This window comes from Gracilibacillus sp. HCP3S3_G5_2, from assembly GCF_052063305.1.
Lineage (GTDB): Bacteria > Bacillota > Bacilli > Bacillales > Amphibacillaceae > Gracilibacillus.
Window position 1 is genome coordinate 1 of the sequence record NZ_JBQHXU010000008.1, and the last position, 23,928, is coordinate 23,928.

The following is a 23,928-nucleotide window of genomic DNA, read 5'->3' on the forward strand; positions in this document are numbered from 1 at the left end:
GCCCATTTAAAACACTCCTTTAGCTTTATAGTTATTATTCTACCAAATAAAAAACTGTGTGAGTAAGAAACCGTACGCATTTCTTACTTACACAGTTTATATTACACTCCCGTTTGAGTTTACTTTTATCTGGACTGATAACATATTTTATCTTTAAAGTTCTACAATTTTATTATCACACTATGGTAGATTATGGAGATCCATTATTTGAACTTCGTTTATTCATCGGAAGGGTTGGGGACATTAATTTCTTTTTACTTTTTTTCATTCCACTTTCCGTCTTGTTTTTCTATTTCTTTACTAAGCCTTATTCTGGCTATTTTAATGAGATATCGAATGGGATTCATTATCTTGCTCGTGGTGACTTTACAAATACGGTTCACATTCAAACAAATGATGAATTTAAAGACATTGCCCAGGACATTAATTTGGCAAGTGAAAAATTGCAACAAGCCATAGAAAGAGGAGATTTCTCTGAAAGTAGTAAAGATCAGTTAGTTATAAATTTAGCTCATGATTTGCGTACACCTCTTACCTCTGTATTAGGTTATATAGATTTAGTCTTAAAGGATAACAACTTGACCCAAGAACAGATTAATCATTTTTTAATGATTGCCTTTACTAAATCTAAGCGTTTAGAAGGACTTATTGATGAATTATTTGAAATAACTAGATTGAACTATGGTAAGTTACCAGTTAATAAAAAAGAAATTGATTTATCTGATTTATTGCATCAATTAAAGGAAGAATTGTATCCTATCTTCGAAAAAAATAATTTAGTATGCCGAACAAAATTGAGTTCCACATTACCAATTTTAGCTGATGGGGATCTGTTAGCACGTGTCTTTGAAAATCTTCTGACGAATGCAACTCGATATGGATATGATGGTCAGTATATAGATATCAATGGTTTTATCGATTCGGGGGAAGTCGTTATTCAAATCATCAATTATGGGGATAGCATTCCACCGGATGAACTTCCACATATTTTTGACATGTTCTATACAGGGGATAAAGCACGTACTCAGAAAGAAAATAGTACCGGCCTTGGCCTGTTTATTGCGAAAAATATTGTTGAACAGCACAATGGAACGGTTCATGTTGATAGCAATTTAATACGCACGATATTTGAAGTGCGCTTACCACAGGAAAGTGAACCAGTTAATGAATAAAGACAATGTACAAATTTAAGAAAAATTTAAACTTTACCCTACTTTTTATTTAAAAAGTTTTTCCTATACTTTAGTCAACTAGAAAGAGGAGGAACTAAAAATGAAAAAGTGGGTAATTTTATTGTTTTTGTTAGTATGCTGTGGTATCTCCATTGTTTATATAGTACATGATCCCCAGGAAATTCCAGATATAGAGATTAAACCCTCTAATCAGAATTATGATGATCCATTAGATGGTGAATTTTCATCTGAAAACACTATACAGAAAGAAATTACAGAAGATCAAATCAAGCGCGGAAATCTACTTTTGGTCAATAGTGAATATCCTGTAGACCAAGACAGTGTAAAATCGGATATCGTTAATTTATTTACAGATAACGAGTTAACACAAGGATATGTGTTGTTAGAGTCTGAAATGTATTTATCAAAAGATGTCGCACAAAAATTTTCTAACATGGTTACTATTGCTCAAGAAGAAGGGGTTAATCATTTTTTAATTAGTAGTGGTTTTCGCGATTTTGAAGAACAAAAGGTTCTTTATCAAGATACGGGCGATGATTATGTTTTACCGCCAGGACATAGTGAACACAATTTAGGATTAGCACTTGATGTAGGTTCTACCGAAACATCGATGTATAAAGCTTCAGAAGGAGAATGGATAAAAGAAAATGCTTGGAAATATGGCTTTATTTTACGTTATCCAGAAGACAAAGTTCACATTACAGGGATCGAATATGAACCTTGGCATATTCGGTATGTAGGGTTACCACATAGTGCGATTATGAAGAAGAAGAATTTTGTGTTAGAAGAGTACTTGGATTATCTGAAGGAGAAGCAAAAAGTTTCTATAGAGTTTAAGGATGAGAAATACACTGTTACATATTATCCTTTTTCCAAAAACCTAACAATTAATTTACCAGAAAATAAGGAGTATGAGATTTCAGGAAACAATATGGATGGGATAATTGTGACTGTATACGAAAAATAGTTAATGGAATAAGGTGGATAATGTAAAAATTCATGACCTTATAATGAAGGAAAGAATTGAGAAAAGTGAATATTATTTGTGAACCGTTTTGTAGGTAGGGTTGTAACGAAATTATAATCCCTCATTTTACATATGTACACATTCCTAGGCAGTTGCATAGGATGAAGTAGGCTCTATGGCCAACATTTTTTAAAAGAATGAAGGCACTATAGACGAATATCTCGCATATAATGATATTGAAATGAGAGGGAGGTTATAATTCGATGTCTTATTTAGACCAAGAATACCGAGAAATTATAACAAAAGCGGTCATTGGCAAAGGAAGGAAATTTAAACAAGAAACGAATACTATCGTACCTACGCACCGTCCATCCAGTATATTAGGTTGTTGGATAATCAATCATAATTATCGTGCTAAATTAGTTAAAGACGATACAGTTGAAATTCGAGGAAGTTATGATGTCAACGTATGGTATGCATATAACGATAATACAAAAACAGAAGTAGTATCAGAACGAGTAGAATACAGTGATCATATTCCGTTGTCGATTCGGGATAAACATCATATCGGTGATGAATGTGATGTGATTGCCAAAGTTATTCAACAACCAAATTGTTTAGAATGTAGTATTGAATCTAAAGGTAATAAAATAAAAGTGGATGTCGAACGCGAATTTCTTGTAGAAGTGATCGGCGAAACAAAAGTCTCTGTCAAAGTAGATCCAAAAGGCAAAGTGTATGATGATGAAGATTGGGATCTAGCAATATCAGATGATGAATTCGATGAAATTGACCCTGATTTCCTTGACGATCATGAAGAAGAATAACGTATACAGTGTGGGGAATGCTCACACTGTATTTTTTCTTGCCTTTTTAGAAAATACATAAAATAATAATGGTCATTTTGAATGGCTTTCTTTTATTCTGTTGCATGAGAAATCGACGCTGCGGTATATAATACTCTCTCATCAACGGTTAGGACAACCGTTTATTAAATGTTTATCTGCTTTCTTTTTCTATGCTATAATGTTAGTAGAAAACTTGGTCAATATTCAAACCTTTTTTGAAAATCTAAGTTTACATATCCGATAATCGAAGATAATTATTAAAATCTTAAAATGCAAGAAAAGAAAGATGTTGTGGGGGATTACTAGAATGAGCTATACGCCGATGATACAGCAGTATTTAAAAATAAAAGCAGATTACCAGGATTGCTTTTTATTTTTTCGTTTAGGCGATTTTTATGAAATGTTTTTTGAGGATGCAAAGAAAGCAGCCTTAGAACTTGAAATAACACTGACAAGCAGAGATGGTGGCGGTGAAGATAGGATCCCAATGTGCGGGGTTCCTTTTCATTCAGCAGAAAATTATATAAAAGCCTTAATAGACAAGGGTTATAAAGTTGCGATCTGTGAGCAAGTGGAAGATCCAAAAGCAGCCAAAGGAGTAGTCAAAAGAGAAGTAGTACAACTTATTACTCCCGGTACGGTGATGGAAGGAAATATGCTAGATGATAAAGAAAATAACTACCTCGCCGTGGTGACAGAAATATCGTCCAAGACGTTTGCCCTAGCTTATACCGATATGTCGACAGGTGAAACATTCGTTATGGAAATCAATCGTGGTTGGAGTGCGGTTTTAAGTGAGTTATTTAATCGTCCTATTAAAGAGGTTGTAGTCGAGAAAGACTTTTCTACTGTATATATAGATGAGCTAAAAGAAAAAATGCAATTGACGGTTTCATATGCAAAAGAAGGTGAACCTGATCAAGCAATTACGGAACTTGTCCGAGATATTTCAATTGAGCATTTAAAGCATACTTGTACGTTATTATATCAATATTTATTTCACACCCAAAAACGTGCAATTGATCATTTGAAAAGAGCCCAAGTAATCGAGCTGGCTGAATATATGACATTAGATATGTATTCACAACGTAATCTTGAAATTACGTCATCTTTATTACGAAAAGAGAAGTTTGGCAGTCTATTATGGGTGATTGATCGAACAGTGACGGCCATGGGAGCACGAAAATTAAAGAAATGGTTAGAGCGTCCTTTGCTGACGCAATCCTTAATTGAAAAAAGGTTAGATTTAGTGGACGGCTTCTATGAGCAATTTTTTGAACGTGAAGAAATCAGAGAAGCATTGCAGTCTATTTATGATATGGAACGGTTGTCAGGAAGGGTTTCATTTGGAAATGTAAACGCACGAGACCTAGTTCAATTAAAAAGATCTTTAGCCAAAGTACCATTCATTAAAGAACAGCTAAAACAATTTGATAGTCATGCTGTACAAGCGCTGGCAGGAAGTATTGATCCATTACCTGAGTTATTTGAATTACTTGATAAGAGTATTGCCGAAGACCCACCGATTTCGATAACTGATGGTAATCTCCTAAAGGATGGTTACGATCAGGAGTTGGATCAATATCGTGATGCTTCTAGAAACGGAAAAAACTGGATTGCAGAACTAGAGCAAAAAGAGAAGGCAGCAACAAGTATTAAATCGTTAAAAATCGGCTTTAATAAAGTCTTTGGTTATTATATTGAGGTGACGCGCCCAAACCTCCCTATGATCCCAGAAGAACGTTATCAACGTAAGCAAACTTTGACCAATGCAGAACGATTTATTACGGAAGAATTGAAAGAAAAAGAAGCGTTAATTTTAGAAGCAGAAGAGAAAAGTGTCGAATTAGAATATCAACTTTTTCTTGAAATTAGGGAGAAAGTTAAAAAGTATATTCCTGATTTGCAACGATTAGCAGATACATTGAGTGAGATTGATGTATTGCAAAGCTTTGCTACAGTAAGTGAAGAAAATAATTATGTAAGGCCGTCTTTTACAAAAGACCATCGTATATATTTGGAAGAAAGTCGGCACCCTGTAGTGGAAAAAGTGATGAAAGATGAACAATTTGTTCCGAATACGATTGAATTAACTGATGATAAGTACCTTTTATTAATTACTGGTCCAAATATGTCAGGAAAAAGTACGTATATGCGTCAGTTAGCTTTAACAATCATCATGGCTCAAGTTGGTTGCTATGTTCCAGCTCAAAGCGCTCAAATATCTATTACAGATCAAATCTTTACTCGTATTGGTGCAGCTGATGATCTGGTGTCAGGCCAAAGTACTTTTATGGTCGAAATGTTGGAAGCAAACCATGCAATTCAACATGCAACAGAGGATAGCCTAATATTGTTAGATGAAATCGGACGAGGTACGAGTACATATGACGGGATGGCACTCGCTCAATCGATTATTGAATATATTCATGACCATATTAAAGCTAGAACACTGTTCTCCACTCATTATCATGAATTAACTAGTTTAGAAGAAAACTTGTCTGCACTCAAAAATATTCATGTTCGTGCTGAAGAAATTGAAGGAAAAGTAGTTTTTCTTCATCAGGTTCATGAAGGAGCAGCAGATGAGAGTTATGGAATACATGTGGCACAATTAGCAGGCTTGCCTGATTCCTTAATAAAAAGAGCAAATGTTATTTTGTCTCAACTAGAAGGGAAGTCAAACGAGCCACAATCTACTTCTTCCGACAAGAAAGAGGAAGACTTTACAATGGAACAAATCGCCTTTTTTTCACCGGAAGAATCTGTGAAAAAGGTTAAAGATCCAGTTCAAAATGAGATAGTAGATTCTTTGAAAAGTCTTCAATTGTTAGAGCTGACGCCTATGGATGCTATGAATGAGCTCTACCAGCTACACAAGAAAGCACAAGAAATAAAGGGGCGAAAATAGATGCAGATCAACGAGCTTCCAGATTACTTAGCCAATAAAATTGCGGCTGGTGAAGTGGTAGAACGCCCAGCCTCAGTGGTGAAAGAGTTAGTTGAAAATAGTGTGGATGCAAATAGTAGCTGGATCAAAATTGATATTAAAGATGCGGGCTTACAAGAAATTAAAGTTACCGATAATGGAGATGGTATTCCGCATGATCAATGCAAGAAAGCTTTTTTACGACATGCAACTAGCAAAATAAAAAATGAAAATGATCTATTTCATGTGAGAACGTTAGGATTTCGCGGTGAAGCCCTAGCAAGTATTGCAGCTGTAAGTCGATTAGAAATCAGAACATCTACGGGAAATGAAGCGGGAACAAGAATGTTATTAGAGGGTGGCCATCTAAAAGAAGAAGGAAGAAGTGACGCACGGCAAGGAACAGAAATTACGGTCCAGGATATCTTCTTTAATACGCCTGCTCGCCTAAAGTATTTAAAGACGGTTCATACCGAGTTAGGTCATATTACCGACATTATTAATCGTATGGCTTTCTCCCATTCGGATATTCGTTTTGAGCTAACACATAATGATAAGCGTATCTTTCACACAACAGGAAAAGGGGATTTGCGACAAATCGCAGCTTCTGTTTATGGAATGTCAGTAGCAAAACAGATGATTCCAGTGGCTACCGAAACGCTCGATTATGAAATAACTGGTTATATTGCTAAGCCTGAAGTGAATCGAGCATCACGGAATTATATAACAACTATTGTTAATGGTCGATTTATTAAAAGTGTCGGTCTTGCAAAAGCTATTACGAATGGTTTTCATACTTTCCTGCCAATTGGCAGACAACCAGTAGTTGTATTGAATATAACAATGGACCCATACTTAATTGACGTGAATGTCCATCCAACTAAACTGGAGGTTCGCTTTAGTAAAGAGAAAGAGCTATTTCAAGCAGTGGAACAAATGGTGAAAGAGGCTCTTCATCATCAGACGTTGATTCCAAGTGGACAGAAAAAAAGTGTACCTAAACAACAGTCAGAGCAACCGCAATTTGATTTTGACCAATTTCAACAGATAGAAAAACAATCAGTGGAAGAATCTTCCGAAGAGAAATCTAATCAACATTCTATCGAAGACGATATCGAAATAATACGTGAACCTGAGCATGTTGCCAGTAGTATTACCGAGGAAGATAATGGATATAATAATATAGCAGACAAAAATCTCGAAGTTACTATAAATGAGCAGAAACCTGTCGTCAATCAAGCTGAACGTGTTCCAATGATGTATCCAATTGGTCAGCATCATGGGACATATATATTGGCACAAAATGATGAAGGGCTGTTTATTATCGATCAACACGCAGCACAAGAGCGAATTAAATATGAATACTACCGTGATAAAATAGGGGAAGTAGAAAGCCATGTTCAAGACTTATTAGTACCATTAACATTTGAATTTACTCAGCAGGAAGCACTATTTATAGAGCAATATAAAGAGGAACTACAAAAAGTAGGCTTGTTCTTAGAAGCTTTTGGCCAAAATACTTATATTGTCCGGTCTCATCCTTATTGGTTTCCTAAGGGAGAGGAAACGGAAATAATACGTGACATGGTAGATCAATTAATTCAAGAAAAACAAGTCAACTTGTACAAGCTACGAGAAGAAGTAGCCATTCTTATGTCTTGTAAAAGATCTATCAAGGCTAATCACTACTTAAATAAAGAGGATATGCAACGACTTCTTGATGACTTGAGGAAATGCGAAGAGCCGTTTACTTGTCCGCACGGCAGACCAATTATTATACAATTTACTAAATATGAAATGGAAAAAATGTTTAAGCGAGTTATGTAATATAGATGAAGAATTGATTAATGTAATGTATACTGTTAGAAAGTATTGTCATCATTGGAAGTGATAAGTTGAACGAGAAATTAGTCGTCATTGTCGGCCCAACTGCGGTAGGAAAAACAGCATTATCTATTGAGGTTGCCAAACGATTGAATGGTGAAGTAATTAGTGGAGATTCCATGCAAATCTATCGAGGACTTGACATAGGTACAGCAAAGGTGACGGAAGCAGAAAAAAGCGGAGTACCCCACTATATGATAGATATTTTAGATCCGACCGAAACCTTTTCAGTTGCAGACTTTCAAAAGCAAGTACAAGAAAATATAAAGATAATCCAGCAAAAAAATAAATTACCGATCATTGCGGGTGGGACTGGGTTATATATACAATCTGTTTTATATGACTATCAATTTGCTAGTAATGAGCGTTCTAGTAAATACCACGAGCAAATTGAGGCCCAGATAGACCGTGAAGGAATTGAATCTGTTTACCAACGGTTGAGAGAAGTAGATCCTTTGCAAGCAGAGAAAATTCATCCTAATAATCGACGGCGTCTTATTCGAGCACTGGAAGTCTATGACCGTACAGGTATGACAATGACTGAGTATCAGCAAAAGCAGCAAGCTGAATCCCGTTATGATTTTCGTATTATTGGTTTGGAAATGGAACGCTCTCTCTTATATGAGCGAATAAATAAACGGGTCGATCAAATGATCGAATTAGGTTTAATTGAAGAAGTGAGACGTCTTTACCACGCTGGTCTTGAAAATACCCAGGCTATGCGAGGAATTGGATATAAAGAAATCCTTTCCTACCTAAAAGGAGAAGTATCATTAGAAGAAGCAACGGAAACATTAAAAAGAAATTCGCGCAGATTTGCTAAAAGGCAGTATACATGGTTTAAAAATAAAATGCCTGTTAATTGGTATCCTGTTACAGTAGAAACGAAGAATCAGGTTTTTCAAAATATTTTAGCAGATTTAGAAGGATTCTATAAAGAAACATAGAATATAAAAAACATAGAGAAATTAGAGGAGGTACTACCATGTCTCAAACAGTCAATATTCAAGACCAGTATTTAAATCAGCTTCGTAAAGAACGGATTCCAGCAACTGTCTTCTTAACGAATGGATTTCAATTGCGAGGAGTCATTAAAGCATTCGATAATTTTACTGTGTTGCTTGAAACAGAAGGAAAGCAGCAGTTAATATTCAAGCATGCTATATCTACTTTTGTTCCTTCTAAAAATGTTACGCTTGATAAGGAATAAAGATGCATTGATGGCGCTATTCTATAAGTAGCGCCTTTTCTATGCATTAAAAAGAAAAGTTGGTTTTTACAATAAAAAGAAAAGTAGTAGGTGATCAACATCGAGAAAGTATTATTAATTGCAATTATGCATGAGCAAAAAGATGAAGAACAATTTTATTATTCATTAAGTGAATTAGAAGCGCTGGTAGACACCGCAGCAGGAGAAGTAGTTGAAACAATCGTTCAAAAACGCTCATCCCCTCATCGTAAGTACTATGTAGGAGAAGGGAAATTAGAGGAGATCAAGCAAATAATAGACGATAAAGAAATTGAAGTAGTTATAACGAATGAAGAATTATCTGGAGGCCAGGCTAGAAATTTGCAAGAACACTTAAATGTTCGTGTAATTGACCGAAGCCAGTTAATATTAGATATTTTTGCAGCACGAGCACGTACGAAAGAAGGGAAGTTGCAAGTCGAGCTTGCACAATATACATACATGCTACCACGATTGCACGGCCAAGGTTCGGAGTTATCAAGACTTGGTGGGGGAATTGGTACAAGAGGACCAGGTGAAACAAAGCTTGAATCTGATCGTCGTCACATTCAAAACCGGATGGATGATATTAAACGCCGTCTAAAGCAAGTTGTAAATCAACGGGAACAATACCGTGGTAATAGGCGAAAAAAACAGCTTTTTCAAGTTGCAGTAGTCGGCTATACCAATGCAGGGAAGTCTACATTGTTTAACAGCTTAACGAAAAGTGATTCTCTTTATGAAAATAAACTGTTTGCAACACTTGATCCATTGTCGAGAAAAATGAAATTGCCCTCCAATCTCGAAGTGTTATTAACAGATACGGTAGGCTTTATTCAGGATTTACCAACGGCGTTAATTGCTGCTTTTCGTTCCACATTAGAAGAAGTCCGTGAAGCAGATCTTATTCTTCATGTTATAGATGTTGCTGCACCTAACCGTGATGAACACGAAAAGACTGTTTATCGATTGTTATCAGAATTAGAAGCAGATAACATACCTATGTTAACAATCTATAATAAAAAGGATCTCATTCAATCCGATGAATTTATTCCAATTTCCCATCCTTATCTAAAGATCAGTGCCTTAGAAGATAATGATATTTTAGTCGTTAAGCAGGAAGTGGAAAATCTCATCAAACAACAATGGAATTATTTTGCGGGTTTTGTTTCTGAAGACAATGCAAGTAAACTAGGCAAGATACGGCAATATACTATCCTCGAAAAACAGTCATATGTAGAGGGTGATGGTGGTTATTATGTGAATGGGTATGTCGATCCAAATCATGCCATAATGAAAGAGATAAAGGAGTTTCATCTAGATGAATCAATCAGTAATAAGGGAAGTCGAGAAACAAATTGAACCAATTTTTCAACAGATACAGGAAAAAGAACTACGTAATCAAGAAAAAGTATTAAAAGCATTTCGCAATCATCAGGTAAGTGATAGTGATTTTAACCCGACAACTGGATATGGTTATGATGATTATGGGAGAGACAAGCTAGAAGCCGTATATGCCTCTGTATTCGGCGCAGAGGATGCGCTTGTCCGTCCCCAAATCACCTCTGGAACACATGCTATTAGTACCGCTTTATTCGGTGTGCTTCGTCCAGGAGATCAATTGTTGTATATTACCGGAAAACCATATGATACATTGAATAAAGTCATAGGCCATGAACAATATGTTCCAGGATCCTTAACCGATTTCGGTGTTCAATTTCATTATACCGATCTTAACGATGGCCTAATTAATAGGAAAGAAGTAAAACGAATGGTGAATGAGCAGACAAAAGTTGTTGCAATCCAGCGATCGAAAGGATACGATGACAGACCTTCGATAACGATGGATGAAATGGACCAAATCATTAAGTTCATTCGCCAATTAAAAGAAGACGTCATTATTTTTGTAGATAACTGCTATGGTGAATTTGTAGAAACAAATGAACCTACTGATCTTGGAGCTGACCTTATTGCAGGATCCTTGATTAAAAATCCAGGCGGTGGTATTGCCAGGATGGGTGGTTATATCGTAGGTAAAACACAGTATGTAGAAATGGCAGCAAATCGTCTAACTGCTCCGGGTATTGGTAAGGAAGTAGGAGCAAGTATCGGGATGCTTCAAGAAATGTATCAAGGACTATTTCTCGCGCCACATGTAGTAAGTGAGGCTCTTAAAGGTGCTGTTTTCACATCTGCTTACTTAGAAAAGCTTGGATATAACACAGCACCTGCCTATGATGCTCACCGAACGGATTTAATCCAAACGGTTACTTTTCCAAACGCTAAGCAAATGGTTGCCTTTTGTCAGGCAATTCAAAGACAGTCACCGATTAATTCACATGTACTTCCATATCCTGCACCAATGCCAGGCTATGAAGATGATGTGATAATGGCAGCAGGTACATTTATCCAAGGTGCTAGTTTGGAGTTAACAGCTGATGGACCGATAAGAGCGCCTTATACAGCCTTTGTCCAAGGAGGATTAACATACAGTCATGTAAAATTAGCGGTTATTAAAGCAGCGAATGGGTTAATATAAAGAGGAAGTAAAAATATATGTTAAGTTTTCTGACATGTCTTGACACCATTCTTACACGGTGTATAATAGACTTATAGAAAACAGACGGAAGGGGTGAATGAGATGAGTGATTTAGATAGACGTTCCATGCCCTTGTTTTCTATCGGAATTGTTAAATCACTTACTGGATTAACTGCTCGACAAATCCGATATTATGAACAGCACCAATTGATCCATCCTTCTCGGACAGAAGGGAATCAAAGGCTTTTTTCCTTCAATGATGTCGATAGGCTTTTAGAAATTAAAGAATTAATTGAAAAAGGTCTTAATTTAGCAGGGATTAAACAAGTGCTTGAAATGAAGAGCATGCCGAAGACAGACCAATCGGTTTCGGAAGATAAATCTTCCGAAATATCTGAAAAGGAATTACGTAAAATTTTGCAAAAGGAATTATTGGATGCTGGAAGATTAGGTAAAACTTCGTTAAGACAGGGAGAATTATCAAGATTCTTCCATTAAAAATATAAAGGAGAGAGTTTAAGCAATGGGATTAACCAAAGAAGAGATCAAGCAAAGAATCAAAGAGGAAAACGTAAAATTTATTCGCTTGCAGTTCACTGATTTACTTGGAACAATCAAAAACGTTGAGATTCCGTTAAGCCAATTGGATAAAGCGTTAGACAATGAAATGGTATTTGACGGCTCCTCAATTGAAGGTTTCGTACGTATTGAAGAATCTGATATGAAGCTTTATCCAGACCTAGATACTTTCGTTGTATTCCCATGGACTTCTGAAAAAGGTAAAGTAGCACGTTTTATTTGTGACATTTATAACACTGATGGTACGCCATTTGAAGGATGCCCACGTTATAACTTAAAACGTAACCTTAAAAAAGCTGAAGAACTTGGATTTACATCCTTTAATATTGGTACAGAACCAGAATTCTTCTTATTCAAATTAGATGAAAAGGGCGAACCTTCTTTAGAACTAAATGATAAAGGCGGATATTTTGACCTTGCACCTACAGATTTAGGTGAAAACTGCCGTCGTGATATCGTACTTGAATTAGAAGAAATGGGATTCGAAATTGAAGCATCTCACCACGAAGTTGCACCTGGTCAGCATGAAATTGATTTTAAATATTCTAATGCTGTTAAGCACGCTGATGATATCCAAACATTTAAACTTGTTGTCAAAACTATTGCACGTAAACACGGTTTACATGCGACATTTATGCCAAAACCACTATTTGGTGTGAACGGTTCTGGTATGCACTGTAATATGTCATTATTCAAAGGCAACACAAATACTTTCTTAGATGAAAATGGACCACTTCAATTAAGTGAAACTGCTTATCAATTTATCGCAGGGATTATCAAGCACGCACTATCGTTTACAGCAGTAACAAACCCTACTGTAAACTCTTATAAGCGTCTTGTACCTGGTTACGAAGCACCTTGTTATGTAGCATGGTCTGGTTCAAATCGTAGTCCTTTAATCCGTGTACCAGCATCTCGTGGTTTAAGTACACGTGTTGAAGTACGTAGTGTAGATCCATCTGCTAACCCATACTTAGCTTTATCTGTGTTATTAGCTGCTGGTTTGGACGGAATTAAAAATAATCTGGAAGCTCCAAAAGCAGTAGATCGTAACATCTATATTATGGATAAAGAAGAGCGTGAAGCTAATGGGGTAAAAGATTTACCTGCAACATTAGCAGACGCACTAAATGAATTGGTGAAAGATGAAGTTATTGTTGAAGCTCTAGGAGAGCACTTATTTGAACACTTCATCGAATCAAAAGAAATCGAGTGGGATATGTTCCGTACACAAGTACATCCTTGGGAAAGAGAACAATATATCCAAGCCTATTAATCTATGAAAACCCTTGGCACTGTTGGTGTCGAGGGTTTTTGTTTTGTGTGATAAAATGTTGTGGTTTTGTCAGCCCACAACCGCACCACGAAACACCCACAAAAAAATTAATCATCGCTTGATGATGTAATTTGATTAAAATATGATTCATAGTTAACAATAGCCCAGGTGTGGAAAGCCTGGGCTTAATCTTTTAGAAATATTAAAACTGATCAATTAAACTAAAGCCCCCGTTATCTAAAAAAATTATACTTTTACCAATTGCGTGTCATAAGCAAACTCTACATTTAATCCAGAACTTTTCAACTTCTTTTCTAACTCCCTAAATTCACTAAAACTTAACCCACATGGTTCTTCAATATGTGTTAAGATTACATGTTTAGCTCCAAGAGTTTTGACAATTTCTAATGTTTCATTAAATGTCGCTTCCTCCTGAAAAACAGGATGGTCTTCGGGTAATAATCTTTCGCCGCTCAATGGATGAAATTCAAATATACCTACTGGTAATATAGCGAGGTCAACACCTATTACATCTTCATGTGGTTTCCAATTATTCAACTCATCAATAGCAATAAGCACTTTTTTGCTATCGCTTTCAATTAAGAAAGCATAAACATAATTCTCCGCCAATCTAAACGGAAAAACTTTTGTATTTGTTAAGAATAAACTCTCTCCATCTTTTAGTCGATTTATGTTAGCAAATCCTTGTGATTCAAAAAAGTTTAAATGGTCACTACTACCAAGGAATGTTTTGAAATCTATATCTACTTGTTCTGGAATATAAACTTCTACTTTCTTATTTTGAGGGGGATAGTTAATCCAGTCCGCACTTAAAGATTCAATAATTCTTCTCCCCATTACATGGTCTGGGTGCCAATGGGAATATATGATCCCCTTGACATCATCAATAGTAGAACGGTTGATTTGATGGTAAATATCTTCAGGTGTATCTATCAATAAATTAGGGCCATGTACAAATATACTTGGTCCCATTCTACTAAATGGTATCCCTTTATTTCTTGCTTCTAAACAAACATTACAATTACAAAGTGGTCGTGGTATAGTTATTGCCCCACCTGTTCCAAGAAATTCAATTTTCATTTCGAACAGTCCTCCTTAAACATTTTTCAAAGTAATACATTTATGTAGTTTTAGTGATTATCTATTTTAACCATACCTGTACGTTAGTTTAAGTGCATTCTTTCATATTTATTTGTAAAGTATTTTCCTCCATAAAAAGTTTTACTACCTAACATATTTTTGTATAAGCTTTCTTATTTTGGAAATAAAGTAATTTTATTTCTTGAATATCGACCAATTCAAATTCATCAATTTCAAACTTATTGCCTTTCATTATATAACTTACGGAAATATATTTTCTTTATTTCCATGTATGGGGTTAGTGGATTAGCTTTTATAGTTATTTTTCTACCAAATAGAAAACTGTGTGAGTAAGAAACCGTACGCATTTCTTACTTACACAGTTAATATAACACTCCCAACTTACACACTTTTCTTGACAAGCCCCTTATAGTCTTACTTTATTGTTTTTTTCTTTTATCTCCTTATTTTTCCCCGGCATCATCATAGTAAGTGGCTTCCAACTGTTTTCTATTTTTTCTACAATGTGATAAGCTCGCTCGAATAAAATTGAGCGAAGATTATCTACCTGTCTTAATGTTTTTTCCATTAATGCTTCTTGATTTTCAAAGCGGTCTAGAACTTTATCTTGTTTTTTATCCTGTTTAGAAATTTGGTCTATCATTTGTTGATGTAGTGTATACATTTCATTCATCTGAGAGGTAAGTTGCTCCGAAGATGACTTATAGTCTGAAAGCTGTCGTATGATCTCTTGATTTGACTTGCTAACATGATTTATTTTTTCTTTTATCTCTTGCTTTACATCTTTTTCCTCTTTCAATAAACATTTTAGTTCATGATTTTTCTTCTCAAGCAAATGTAGCCACTCCCTTGCATCCTGTTCAAATTTTTCCTGCTTTGTAGTTCTTTCAGATAGATGTGCTAAACTAATACGCAGTTCATTCCAATTTTTCGCCTCTGTAAATTCATATTGCTGATGCCTTTTATTTATATCCTTCACTTCTTTGGTTATAGTTTCATTGAATTTTTTCTGTTTATGAATTAGTTCAGCGAAATAATCCGTTTTAAAATAACGTTGATTTGGAACTTGAATCTCTCCTTTATGTTGAAATACACTTGAATGTTCGGATTTATTAATAAATAGTCCCATAAATGTCATCACCTTCTAACGCTTTTTCTTATTATATGCGTCTTCCTTAAAAATCGATAATTGACCTAGATGGGACTTAGGAGATATAGAGTTAAAGATAATGTGGATGGAATAATAATCCAAGACAACTGAATACCAACTAAAAAGCCAGTAGCTTCACTTCAAGACGAAGAATTGAAGATGCTCATCTGCTCGTGTATTAGATATAGCATGGGCTCAGGGGGATATTTCCTAGAAGTTTTGTAGAGGAAATAACTTTATCGATTGATGAGATGAACATGGGGAGAGGAACAGTTTTTGCAGATGATACCTTCTCGACAGCATTGATGGTAGAAATGAATCTAAGAACCTTTATTGGTAATTAGGAAGATACTTTTTCTTATAAGCGGCCGTTGACTACTAATACCAGCGAATCTAGTGCTCTGATGGGTTTATATGTTTTACTAGAATATTCAAATTGATACCAATTACCACACGATTGAAGACAATCGTCATAATCCAAGGAAGCTTTCCCGACATTTAATTTACATAATAAAAATACAGTAAATAATGGTAGAAAAAAAGTGCGACTTAGACAAGTGCGCACTTTCCATTAATTATATACTACGATACAACCCTACTACTTTACCCAAAATACTAACATTTTTATAAATTAAAGGATCCATCGTTGCATTTTCTGGTTGTAAACGTATATGATCTTTTTCTTTAAAGAATCGTTTTACTGTGGCCTCACTTTCTTCGGTCATTGCTACCACAATATCACCATTTTCTGCTGTATTTTGTTGTTTGACAATTACTTTGTCACCATCTAAAATGCCAGCTTCGATCATACTGTCTCCTTCGATAATTAATACAAATAATTGCTCGCTTACATGCATTTCATTATGAGGAATAGGGATATATTCTTCGATATTTTCTACCGCGGTTATCGGAAGGCCGGCCGTAACTTTCCCGATAACCGGTGCAAATGTGGCTTCGGTTTTTGGAATTTCCAATTCTCCGTCTTGTGGAAGTACCTCTATAGCTCTCGGTTTAGTTGGATCACGTCTGATATAGCCTTTTTTCTCTAATCTCGCTAGATGACCGTGAACGGTTGAGCTTGACGCTAAACCGACTGCTTCACCAATTTCCCGAACAGATGGTGGATATCCTTTTAGCTCAACTTGCTCTTTAATATAAGCTAATATCTCCTCTTGTCGTTTTGATAGATTTGTCATATTTAAATCTCCTTACACGTATTATTTATTAATCAAATTATAGCATAGGAAAATAAGTTTTACAAACATTCGTTCGAGAAAACAATTGACATGAACATTTGTTCGTGTATAATATAAATACGAACAAAGGTTCGAAGGAGGCGATATTATGTTAAAAAATATATCTAAAGTTGACATTTTTTACTTGATTACTTTTATACTAGCTATTGTCTTTTTCTATTATTCAGCAGTAACAAGTTTATAGCATAAAGGAGTAAGTTTAACCTATGGCAAAAGCGATCATATACTGTCGTGTAAGTACCGAAAAGGATTCCCAAGAAACATCTATTCAACGACAGCAAGAAGAATTACACATGTTTGCAAATAAATATAAAATGGAAATTCATAAAATCATCCAGGAAAAACAAAGTGGGTATGAGATTGAACGTGAGGGTATTTTTGATATGTTAGAGACATTTCAGAATGGACAGGCTGATACCCTCCTTATCCAAGACGAAACGAGGCTAGGAAGAGGGAATACTAAAATTGCATTACTTCATCAATTAAATCGATTAAATGTAAATATATATACACTATCACATAATGGTGAATTGCAGCTTTCTGAAGGCGATTCGATGGTATTACAGATCGTATCAATAGTAGAGGAATATCAACGAAAATTACATAATGCGAAAATTAAACGAGGGATGAAGAAGGCTGTTGGTAATGGATTTAATCCAGCTGATAACCTTTCCAACCAACATCTTGCAAAAGGAAGAGAACGAAAAGAATTTCCGATAGAAGAGGTTATTAGGTTAAAGCGGAACAATCTAACTTTTCAAGAAATTGCATCTGTTCTCCGTGGAATGGGTTATGACGTGTCGAAAGCAACCGTTCACCGCCGCTATCAGGAATACCAATCCCTTGAAAAGTAACAGCGTGAAGATTAAAATGAGAGAGAGTATACTATACAAGTATACTCTTTTTTTCATTTTAAGATGGAAGTATAGTTATTTGGAAAAAGAAACGAGGTGTAGTTTCTCTATGTTATCAAAGGAAAAAATAGCTCGAATTAACGAGTTAGCTAATAAAGCGAAAAATGAAGGATTAACGAATGAAGAAAAGAAGGAACAAAAATCGTTACGTGAAGCCTATTTGAAAAACGTTCGAAAATCTTTTAAAAACCATATGAAAGGGATGACGGTCATCGATCCTAATGGGAATGATGTTACCCCTGAAAAATTAAAACAATTACAAAAAGAGAAGAAAAAGTAGTGACTGCTACTTTTTCTTCTATATTATTATATTAAAAATTTTATCAAAAACTGTTATTTTTAAAGAAATTACTCGCTTTTTGACTTGATATACTTGTCTTTATGGTGATTTCGTTATACGATTATAAATGTGCGTACATATTTTGCTTTTTTGAAAGGGGACAAATGTAACGATGGCAAATCAAATTGAACAAATGTCTATTAATGCAATTAGAACATTATCAATAGACGCAATTGAAAAAGCTAATTCAGGTCATCCAGGATTGCCAATGGGTGCGGCTCCAATGGCATATACACTCTGGACACAACACATGAATCATAACCCGAAAAGCTCTAAATGGTTCAATCGTGACCGTTTTGTATTATCTGCAGGTCATGGTTCTATGTTACTTTACAGCTTACTCCACTTGTCTGGTTATGATGTTACCATTGATGACCTAAAAGGATTCCGCCAATGGGGTTCGAAGACACCTGGTCACCCAGAAGTACACCATACGGATGGGGTTGAAGCAACAACAGGGCCGTTAGGTCAAGGTATTGCGATGAGTGTTGGTATGGCGATGGCTGAAAAACATTTATCTGCTAAATACAATAAGGATAATTACAATGTAGTAGATCACTATACATTTGCACTTGTTAGTGATGGTGACTTAATGGAAGGTATTTCCCACGAAGCTGCATCTCTAGCAGGTCATTTAAAATTAGGTAAGCTTGTTGCTTTATATGATTCTAACGATATTTCTTTAGATGGTGAATTAAACAAAGCATTCTCTGAGAATGTAGAAGATCGTTTTAAAGCATATGGCTGGCAAGTAATCCGTGTAGAAGATGGTACAGACACAGAAGCGATCTCACAAGCTATCGCGGATGCTAAGGCTAATACCGATCAACCTACGTTAATTGAAGTGAAAACAGTCATTGGTTACGGTTCACCTAACAAATCTGGTTCAGCTGCATCACATGGTGCACCACTTGGACAAGACGAAGTTAAATTAACGAAAGAATACTATAAATGGGAACATGAAGATTTCCTAGTTCCTGATGAAGTATACAAGGATTTCGAAACAAAAATCGTTGAAAACGGTAAAGCAGTAGAACAAGAATGGAAGGAATTATTCGATTCTTACAAGAAAGCGTATCCTGAACTAGGACAAGAATTAGAGGATGCGATTAATAACAAATTACCTAAAGGATGGGATAAAGACTTACCAGTATATGAAGCAGGTAAGGATGAAGCTGCTACACGTGCTACATCTGGGGAAGTATTAAACGCCATCGCTAAAACTGTACCATCTTTATTTGGTGGAAGTGCAGACTTAGCAGGTTCTAACAAAACAAACCTTAAAGATGCTGGCGACTTTTCAGCAGCAGAGCCAGACAAACGTAATATTTGGTTTGGTGTACGTGAATTTGCAATGGCAGCTGCGTTAAATGGTATGGCATTACACGGAGGACTTAAAGTATTTGGTGGTACATTCTTCGTATTCAGTGACTACTTACGTCCAGCAGTTCGTTTATCTGCTATTCAGAACCTGCCTGTAACATACGTGTTAACGCACGATTCGATTGCAGTAGGAGAAGATGGTCCGACACATGAACCTGTTGAACAATTAGCTGCGTTTAGAGCAATGCCAAATCTTTCTGTTATTCGTCCGGCAGATGGTAATGAAGTACAAGCAGCATGGCGCTTAGCAGTAGAATCTACTTCACAACCGACAGCACTAGTACTTACTCGTCAAAATCTACCTACATTACCTGGTACTGCTGAAAATGCATACGAAGGGGTTAAAAAAGGTGGATATGTAGTAAGCCCTGCTTCGAAAGAGACGCCAGATGCTATTCTTGTTGCAACTGGTTCTGAAGTACAGCTTGCAGTCAAAGCACAAAAAGCATTAAAAGAAGAAGGTAAAGATGTGAGTGTTGTAAGTATTCCTTCGTGGGATCGTTTTGATAAACAAGATGAAGCGTACAAAGAATCCGTATTGCCAAGTGCTGTAACGAAACGTGTTGCTGTTGAAATGGCTTCTTCACTTGGTTGGGAGCGTTATGTAGGTCTAGAAGGAAAAATTATTGCAATCGATAAATTTGGTGCATCTGCAAATGGAAACAAAATTATTGAAGAATACGGTTTTACTGTAGAAAATGTCGTAAAACACGTAAATGAATTATTTTAATTAAACTAAATGGGACAGAGGGGCAGTTCCTCGTCCCATTTTTTTACCGTAACAAGTAAATAAACAAGTGCTTGTATTATTAAATGACTTTTACTATACTGTATAAGAGACAAATTGAAGGAGGAACAATTGAATGAGCACTGTTCTTTGGATTATATTTATCGTGGTTGCTCTTTTAGCCGGGGTTGCCCTAGGCTTTTTTATCGCGAGAAAGTATATGATGAACTATTTAAAGAAAAATCCACCAATTAATGAACAAATGCTAAGAACATTAATGATGCAGATGGGTCAAAAACCATCGCAAAAGAAAATTAAACAAATGATGCGTGCAATGAACAACCAAATGGATAACAAATAATAACAGGTTGTAACATAATTGTCGAATTAGAATCCTTGCTATTATACAGCAAGGGTTTTATCATATTTATAGAACAGTGCATCTATAAATATATTGAGTCTGGAGTGACCAACTTGAATGAAGTAAATATTTTTATTGCATTTGGTGCAGGATTTTTATCGTTTATATCCCCATGTGTTTTACCACTATACCCTGCATTTCTATCATACATCACCGGGATGAGTGTCAGCGATATTAAAGAAGAAAAAGCCATGTTTAACTATAAAAGCATCTTACATACATTATTCTTTCTGCTAGGGTTTTCAAGTATTTTTATTATTCTTGGCTTTACAACAAGTTTTATCGGTGAATTTTTAACAAGATGGGATGACTTAATTAGACAAATAGGTGCAATTTTAATTATTTTTTTCGGTCTTATTATAGTAGGTGCTTTAAATTTCGATTTCTTAATGAAAGAAAAGAAGTTGCGCTTTAAAAATAGACCTACAGGCTTCATAGGATCATTTATTATAGGGATGGCATTTTCTTTAGGATGGACGCCTTGTACAGGACCAATTTTGATGGCGGTCATATCACTAGCTGCAACGAATACAGAGCTTGGAATTATATTAATGACTGCTTATTCGTTAGGTTTTTCGATTCCATTCTTTATTCTTGCCTTTTTTATTGGTAAAATGAAATGGATTAAGAATAATGCACAGAAACTGGTGAGAATCGGTGGTTATGTGATGATTTTTATGGGATTCTTTTTGTTTTTTGATTTAATGACGAAATTAACGTCATTTCTTGCAGGATTTTTCAATTTTAAGGGATTTTAATATTGGAGAGAGACATACTAATTACATTCGGAGGAGATATTATGACAAAAACAAATGACTTAATATTAAAAACCATGACAGTATTAATAGCTTTTATTTTGTTTGGGTTTGCAGTGAATTTATTTTTTGCTGGACATAATGAACCTGGCGGTGGCTTTATCGGTGGTTTAATGACTGCGGCAGCAATTGTACTAATGTATATGGCTTATGGGGAAAAAGCTGTCAATAAAGTATTACCATTTAATTATCGGACCATGATTATTGTCGGATTACTTATTGCAATAGCAACTGGTGTTGGCGCATTTCTATTTGGGCAGCCCTTCCTAAGTCAAACATTTGATTATTTTCACTTCCCAATATTTGGTGAGGTAGAGCTCGCAACAGCGCTATTATTTGATATTGGTGTTTATTTGACGGTTATTGGAGTAGCTATGACAATTGTTTTAACTATTTCTAGTGATCGGTAAAAAACGCAGCAAAACACGTTAACGTAGATTTTGACGTGTTTTTGCTGCGTATTTTTTATTTCGATAATCTTCAGGTGAATAGTTGAAGTAGTGCTCATATGCGGTGATGTCGATCGATTTTTCTTTCAGCTTTTTTCTTAAAAACTTATGGTCTCGTTTAGGAGTGGCCATAATATATCCTTGAATTAATGTTTCTTGTGTGATTGCCTCTTCCTTCTTCTCAAGAGCTAATTGACCTATCTTTCCCGCAATCTTCTGCCTTGCTACATCACGAAACAACTCGGGTACTGGGGAGACTAACTCTTCCAGAAATTCTTTTTCAGCATCTTCCCATAGGTGGCTTGATTTCTCAATATAATATTTTTCCCAATCCAAATCTGATTTTCCATCATCTTTTGGCAAACTTTTTAGAAATTTACGAAACATGAAATACCCGCCGATCGCTATCAGTCCTAATAAAATAAAAGTCCATACGACGATGAATGTCATAAAGTGAAAGGACATTTAGTTAACACCCGCCATTCTAAATTATTATCATTTTATTTTTATGTAAAATATAGTAATATAACTATAAATCGTATATTAAGTCATGAATATTTAAATTTCTCATATAATTTACTAGATCGTTGATATTATAGCATGTTTAGACTTTTTAACAAAATAATTTTGATGAAAAAAGTTAGGGGGTAAGGCCTTGCTTAATTATGTCGATCAACCAGATAACACGAGCGTCAATCACGAAGCGGACAAAACTATCTTGCTTTCGGATTTACCAAAAAGCATTCTCAATAGGATTGAAGCTAATGGGTTTGATCTTATCTGTATTAATAATTATTCTGGGAAGATTGAATATATATCAGAATCTGTTAGAAGTGTGCTTGGCTTTAACAAAGCTCAATTGATTGGTAAGTCAGTGTTTCGTTATGTTATGCGTGATGACCAGAAGTATGTCAGAAAACATTTTGATACTGAAAGCTCTGAGGAACAAAAATTTTATGTACATATACGTAATCAGATTGGCAGATTTATTGTTTTCGAAACAATTTTACAGGTAATCAACTGGAACGGAGATAAGAAGATTTTGTCACTTTCAAGAGATATTTCGGACAAAAAGCAAGCAGAGGAAATGTTAATACGCTCGGAAAAAATGTCAATCGCAGGTCAGTTGGCAGCAGGTATTGCTCATGAGATCAGAAATCCTCTTACTTCCTTGAAAGGGTTTGTTCAGTTATTGCAAGGCGGAATAACTAGTAAAGATGAATATTATAAAATTATGATGGACGAAATTGATAAAATAAACACCATAACATCGGAGCTATTATTTATTTCTAAACCAATGACAGATGATAAACATGATGAAAATATAAATAAAATGCTACATGATGTGATAACTCTACTAAAAACACAAGCTAACTTATATGATATTGATCTAGTACTTGAAGCAGATGATGAGGACTGTATAGTTTACTGTGACCGCTCTCAAATTAAACAGGTTTTTATCAATTTAATTAAAAATGCTATTGAGGAAATGACAGATGGTGGTATGATTCATGTCAAGGTAAAGAATAGTGGTAAAGAGTGCATGATTGCGATAAAGGATCAGGGACCTGGTATACCTAAGCATCTTATTCATAAATTGAAAGAGCCTTTTTTTACCACAAAAAAGAACGGTACAGGTCTAGGATTAATGATTTCTAACCAAATTATTGATAATCATAGTGGAAGGTTAGAAATTGAATCAGAAAATGGTGAAGGAAGCACTTTCAAAATTTTTCTTCCTTTTAATGGAAAGTGAAAGAGTTCACTTAGAATAGAAATCATAGATTTTTAATTTAATAGATTTTTTATGGTTAATTATTTTACTTATAAACCGATTTCATTTAAAATAGTATGGTGCATACTATGTTACATAGTATTTAGAGATATGAGAGATCCGTTTTCGGTCTA

22 protein-coding genes are annotated in these 23,928 nt (G+C 35.3%); 18 read left to right on the forward strand and 4 right to left on the reverse strand.

Annotated features, from left to right (window positions below):
* Positions 1–98: 98 nt before the first annotated feature.
* The 11 genes from ACTNEP_RS12545 (at position 99) to glnA (ending at position 13,443) form a co-directional block, all read left to right on the forward strand.
* Positions 99–1,172 carry an ATP-binding protein gene (locus ACTNEP_RS12545; protein WP_441162599.1) on the forward strand — a complete coding sequence of 358 codons (1,074 nt, stop codon included), beginning with the start codon at positions 99–101 and terminating at the stop codon, positions 1,170–1,172.
* A 100-nt stretch (positions 1,173–1,272) separates the two neighbouring features.
* Positions 1,273–2,160, forward strand: coding sequence for a VanY-A/VanY-F/VanY-M family D-Ala-D-Ala carboxypeptidase (gene vanY, locus ACTNEP_RS12550; protein ID WP_441162361.1), 888 nt, complete (start codon positions 1,273–1,275; stop codon positions 2,158–2,160).
* A gap of 263 nt (positions 2,161–2,423) precedes the next feature.
* Positions 2,424–2,987 carry an outer spore coat protein CotE gene (locus ACTNEP_RS12555; RefSeq protein ID WP_441162362.1) on the forward strand — a complete coding sequence of 188 codons (564 nt, stop codon included), beginning with the start codon at positions 2,424–2,426 and terminating at the stop codon, positions 2,985–2,987.
* 328 nt (positions 2,988–3,315) lie between these two features.
* Positions 3,316–5,919, forward strand: a complete 2,604-nt coding sequence (mutS, locus tag ACTNEP_RS12560; RefSeq protein WP_441162363.1) for a DNA mismatch repair protein MutS — start codon at positions 3,316–3,318, stop codon at positions 5,917–5,919.
* The gene (gene mutL, locus ACTNEP_RS12565) at positions 5,920–7,764 is read left to right on the forward strand and encodes a DNA mismatch repair endonuclease MutL (protein WP_441162364.1); all 1,845 of its coding nucleotides are present in this window, start codon (positions 5,920–5,922) and stop codon (positions 7,762–7,764) included.
* Between the two features lie 68 nt (positions 7,765–7,832).
* Positions 7,833–8,768: a tRNA (adenosine(37)-N6)-dimethylallyltransferase MiaA gene (gene miaA / locus ACTNEP_RS12570; protein WP_441162365.1), complete on the forward strand. Its 936-nt coding sequence runs from the start codon at positions 7,833–7,835 to the stop codon at positions 8,766–8,768.
* A 38-nt stretch (positions 8,769–8,806) separates the two neighbouring features.
* Entirely contained in the window at positions 8,807–9,031 is a 225-nt protein-coding gene (gene hfq / locus ACTNEP_RS12575) for an RNA chaperone Hfq (RefSeq protein ID WP_441162366.1), read from the forward strand.
* Between the two features lie 90 nt (positions 9,032–9,121).
* Positions 9,122–10,411: a GTPase HflX gene (hflX, locus tag ACTNEP_RS12580; RefSeq protein ID WP_441162367.1), complete on the forward strand. Its 1,290-nt coding sequence runs from the start codon at positions 9,122–9,124 to the stop codon at positions 10,409–10,411.
* The gene (locus ACTNEP_RS12585; RefSeq protein WP_441162368.1) at positions 10,371–11,588 is read left to right on the forward strand and encodes an aminotransferase class I/II-fold pyridoxal phosphate-dependent enzyme; all 1,218 of its coding nucleotides are present in this window, start codon (positions 10,371–10,373) and stop codon (positions 11,586–11,588) included. Before hflX ends, ACTNEP_RS12585 begins: the two co-directional genes overlap by 41 nt.
* 102 nt (positions 11,589–11,690) lie before the next feature.
* A complete protein-coding gene (locus ACTNEP_RS12590) occupies positions 11,691–12,086 on the forward strand; it encodes a MerR family transcriptional regulator (protein ID WP_441162369.1) in 396 nt (131 codons plus the stop codon).
* Between the two features lie 25 nt (positions 12,087–12,111).
* The gene (gene glnA / locus ACTNEP_RS12595; RefSeq protein ID WP_441162370.1) at positions 12,112–13,443 is read left to right on the forward strand and encodes a type I glutamate--ammonia ligase; all 1,332 of its coding nucleotides are present in this window, start codon (positions 12,112–12,114) and stop codon (positions 13,441–13,443) included.
* 246 nt (positions 13,444–13,689) lie between these two features.
* Here the strand turns inward: glnA and ACTNEP_RS12600 are convergent, their stop codons facing one another.
* From ACTNEP_RS12600 to lexA, 3 genes are all read right to left on the reverse strand, one after another.
* Positions 13,690–14,544 carry an MBL fold metallo-hydrolase gene (locus tag ACTNEP_RS12600; RefSeq protein ID WP_441162371.1) on the reverse strand — a complete coding sequence of 285 codons (855 nt, stop codon included), beginning with the start codon at positions 14,542–14,544 and terminating at the stop codon, positions 13,690–13,692.
* A gap of 427 nt (positions 14,545–14,971) precedes the next feature.
* Positions 14,972–15,694 carry a hypothetical protein gene (locus ACTNEP_RS12605; protein WP_441162372.1) on the reverse strand — a complete coding sequence of 241 codons (723 nt, stop codon included), beginning with the start codon at positions 15,692–15,694 and terminating at the stop codon, positions 14,972–14,974.
* Positions 15,695–16,290: 596 nt separating this feature from the next.
* Positions 16,291–16,911, reverse strand: coding sequence for a transcriptional repressor LexA (gene lexA / locus ACTNEP_RS12610; protein ID WP_441162373.1), 621 nt, complete (start codon positions 16,909–16,911; stop codon positions 16,291–16,293).
* 266 nt (positions 16,912–17,177) lie between these two features.
* Between lexA and ACTNEP_RS12615 the strand changes: the two genes are divergently transcribed.
* The 6 genes from ACTNEP_RS12615 (at position 17,178) to ACTNEP_RS12640 (ending at position 21,981) form a co-directional block, all read left to right on the forward strand.
* Positions 17,178–17,825 (forward strand): YneB family resolvase-like protein, encoded by a 648-nt coding sequence (locus tag ACTNEP_RS12615; protein ID WP_441162374.1) that lies wholly within the window; start codon positions 17,178–17,180, stop codon positions 17,823–17,825.
* Positions 17,826–17,934: 109 nt separating this feature from the next.
* Positions 17,935–18,165, forward strand: a complete 231-nt coding sequence (locus ACTNEP_RS12620; protein ID WP_441162375.1) for a DUF896 domain-containing protein — start codon at positions 17,935–17,937, stop codon at positions 18,163–18,165.
* 172 nt (positions 18,166–18,337) lie between these two features.
* Complete coding sequence (gene tkt, locus ACTNEP_RS12625; protein ID WP_441162376.1) at positions 18,338–20,338, forward strand: transketolase; 2,001 nt, start codon at positions 18,338–18,340, stop codon at positions 20,336–20,338.
* Positions 20,339–20,471: 133 nt separating this feature from the next.
* A complete protein-coding gene (locus ACTNEP_RS12630) occupies positions 20,472–20,696 on the forward strand; it encodes a YneF family protein (RefSeq protein ID WP_441162377.1) in 225 nt (74 codons plus the stop codon).
* Between the two features lie 113 nt (positions 20,697–20,809).
* Positions 20,810–21,514 (forward strand): cytochrome c biogenesis CcdA family protein, encoded by a 705-nt coding sequence (locus tag ACTNEP_RS12635; protein ID WP_441162378.1) that lies wholly within the window; start codon positions 20,810–20,812, stop codon positions 21,512–21,514.
* Between the two features lie 41 nt (positions 21,515–21,555).
* Positions 21,556–21,981, forward strand: coding sequence for a Na(+)/H(+) antiporter subunit B (locus ACTNEP_RS12640; protein ID WP_441162379.1), 426 nt, complete (start codon positions 21,556–21,558; stop codon positions 21,979–21,981).
* Positions 21,982–21,999: 18 nt separating this feature from the next.
* Here the strand turns inward: ACTNEP_RS12640 and ACTNEP_RS12645 are convergent, their stop codons facing one another.
* On the reverse strand, positions 22,000–22,485 hold the full coding sequence (locus ACTNEP_RS12645) for a DUF2621 family protein (RefSeq protein WP_441162380.1): 486 nt from the start codon (positions 22,483–22,485) through the stop codon (positions 22,000–22,002).
* Positions 22,486–22,675: 190 nt separating this feature from the next.
* Between ACTNEP_RS12645 and ACTNEP_RS12650 the strand changes: the two genes are divergently transcribed.
* The gene (locus ACTNEP_RS12650; RefSeq protein WP_441162381.1) at positions 22,676–23,776 is read left to right on the forward strand and encodes an ATP-binding protein; all 1,101 of its coding nucleotides are present in this window, start codon (positions 22,676–22,678) and stop codon (positions 23,774–23,776) included.
* The last annotated feature ends 152 nt before the right edge of the window (positions 23,777–23,928 follow it).

Coding starts and splice junctions, on each gene's coding strand:
- vanY (WP_441162361.1), top strand. CDS start 1,273: ATGAAAAAGTGGGTAATTTTATTGTTTTTGTTAGTATGCTGTGGTATC.
- ACTNEP_RS12555 (WP_441162362.1), top strand. CDS start 2,424: ATGTCTTATTTAGACCAAGAATACCGAGAAATTATAACAAAAGCGGTC.
- mutS (WP_441162363.1), top strand. CDS start 3,316: ATGAGCTATACGCCGATGATACAGCAGTATTTAAAAATAAAAGCAGAT.
- mutL (WP_441162364.1), top strand. CDS start 5,920: ATGCAGATCAACGAGCTTCCAGATTACTTAGCCAATAAAATTGCGGCT.
- hfq (WP_441162366.1), top strand. CDS start 8,807: ATGTCTCAAACAGTCAATATTCAAGACCAGTATTTAAATCAGCTTCGT.
- ACTNEP_RS12585 (WP_441162368.1), top strand. CDS start 10,371: ATGAATCAATCAGTAATAAGGGAAGTCGAGAAACAAATTGAACCAATT.
- ACTNEP_RS12590 (WP_441162369.1), top strand. CDS start 11,691: ATGAGTGATTTAGATAGACGTTCCATGCCCTTGTTTTCTATCGGAATT.
- glnA (WP_441162370.1), top strand. CDS start 12,112: ATGGGATTAACCAAAGAAGAGATCAAGCAAAGAATCAAAGAGGAAAAC.
- ACTNEP_RS12600 (WP_441162371.1), bottom strand. CDS start 14,544: ATGAAAATTGAATTTCTTGGAACAGGTGGGGCAATAACTATACCACGA.
- ACTNEP_RS12605 (WP_441162372.1), bottom strand. CDS start 15,694: ATGGGACTATTTATTAATAAATCCGAACATTCAAGTGTATTTCAACAT.
- lexA (WP_441162373.1), bottom strand. CDS start 16,911: ATGACAAATCTATCAAAACGACAAGAGGAGATATTAGCTTATATTAAA.
- ACTNEP_RS12615 (WP_441162374.1), top strand. CDS start 17,178: ATGGCAAAAGCGATCATATACTGTCGTGTAAGTACCGAAAAGGATTCC.
- ACTNEP_RS12620 (WP_441162375.1), top strand. CDS start 17,935: ATGTTATCAAAGGAAAAAATAGCTCGAATTAACGAGTTAGCTAATAAA.
- tkt (WP_441162376.1), top strand. CDS start 18,338: ATGGCAAATCAAATTGAACAAATGTCTATTAATGCAATTAGAACATTA.
- ACTNEP_RS12630 (WP_441162377.1), top strand. CDS start 20,472: ATGAGCACTGTTCTTTGGATTATATTTATCGTGGTTGCTCTTTTAGCC.
- ACTNEP_RS12640 (WP_441162379.1), top strand. CDS start 21,556: ATGACAAAAACAAATGACTTAATATTAAAAACCATGACAGTATTAATA.
- ACTNEP_RS12645 (WP_441162380.1), bottom strand. CDS start 22,485: ATGTCCTTTCACTTTATGACATTCATCGTCGTATGGACTTTTATTTTA.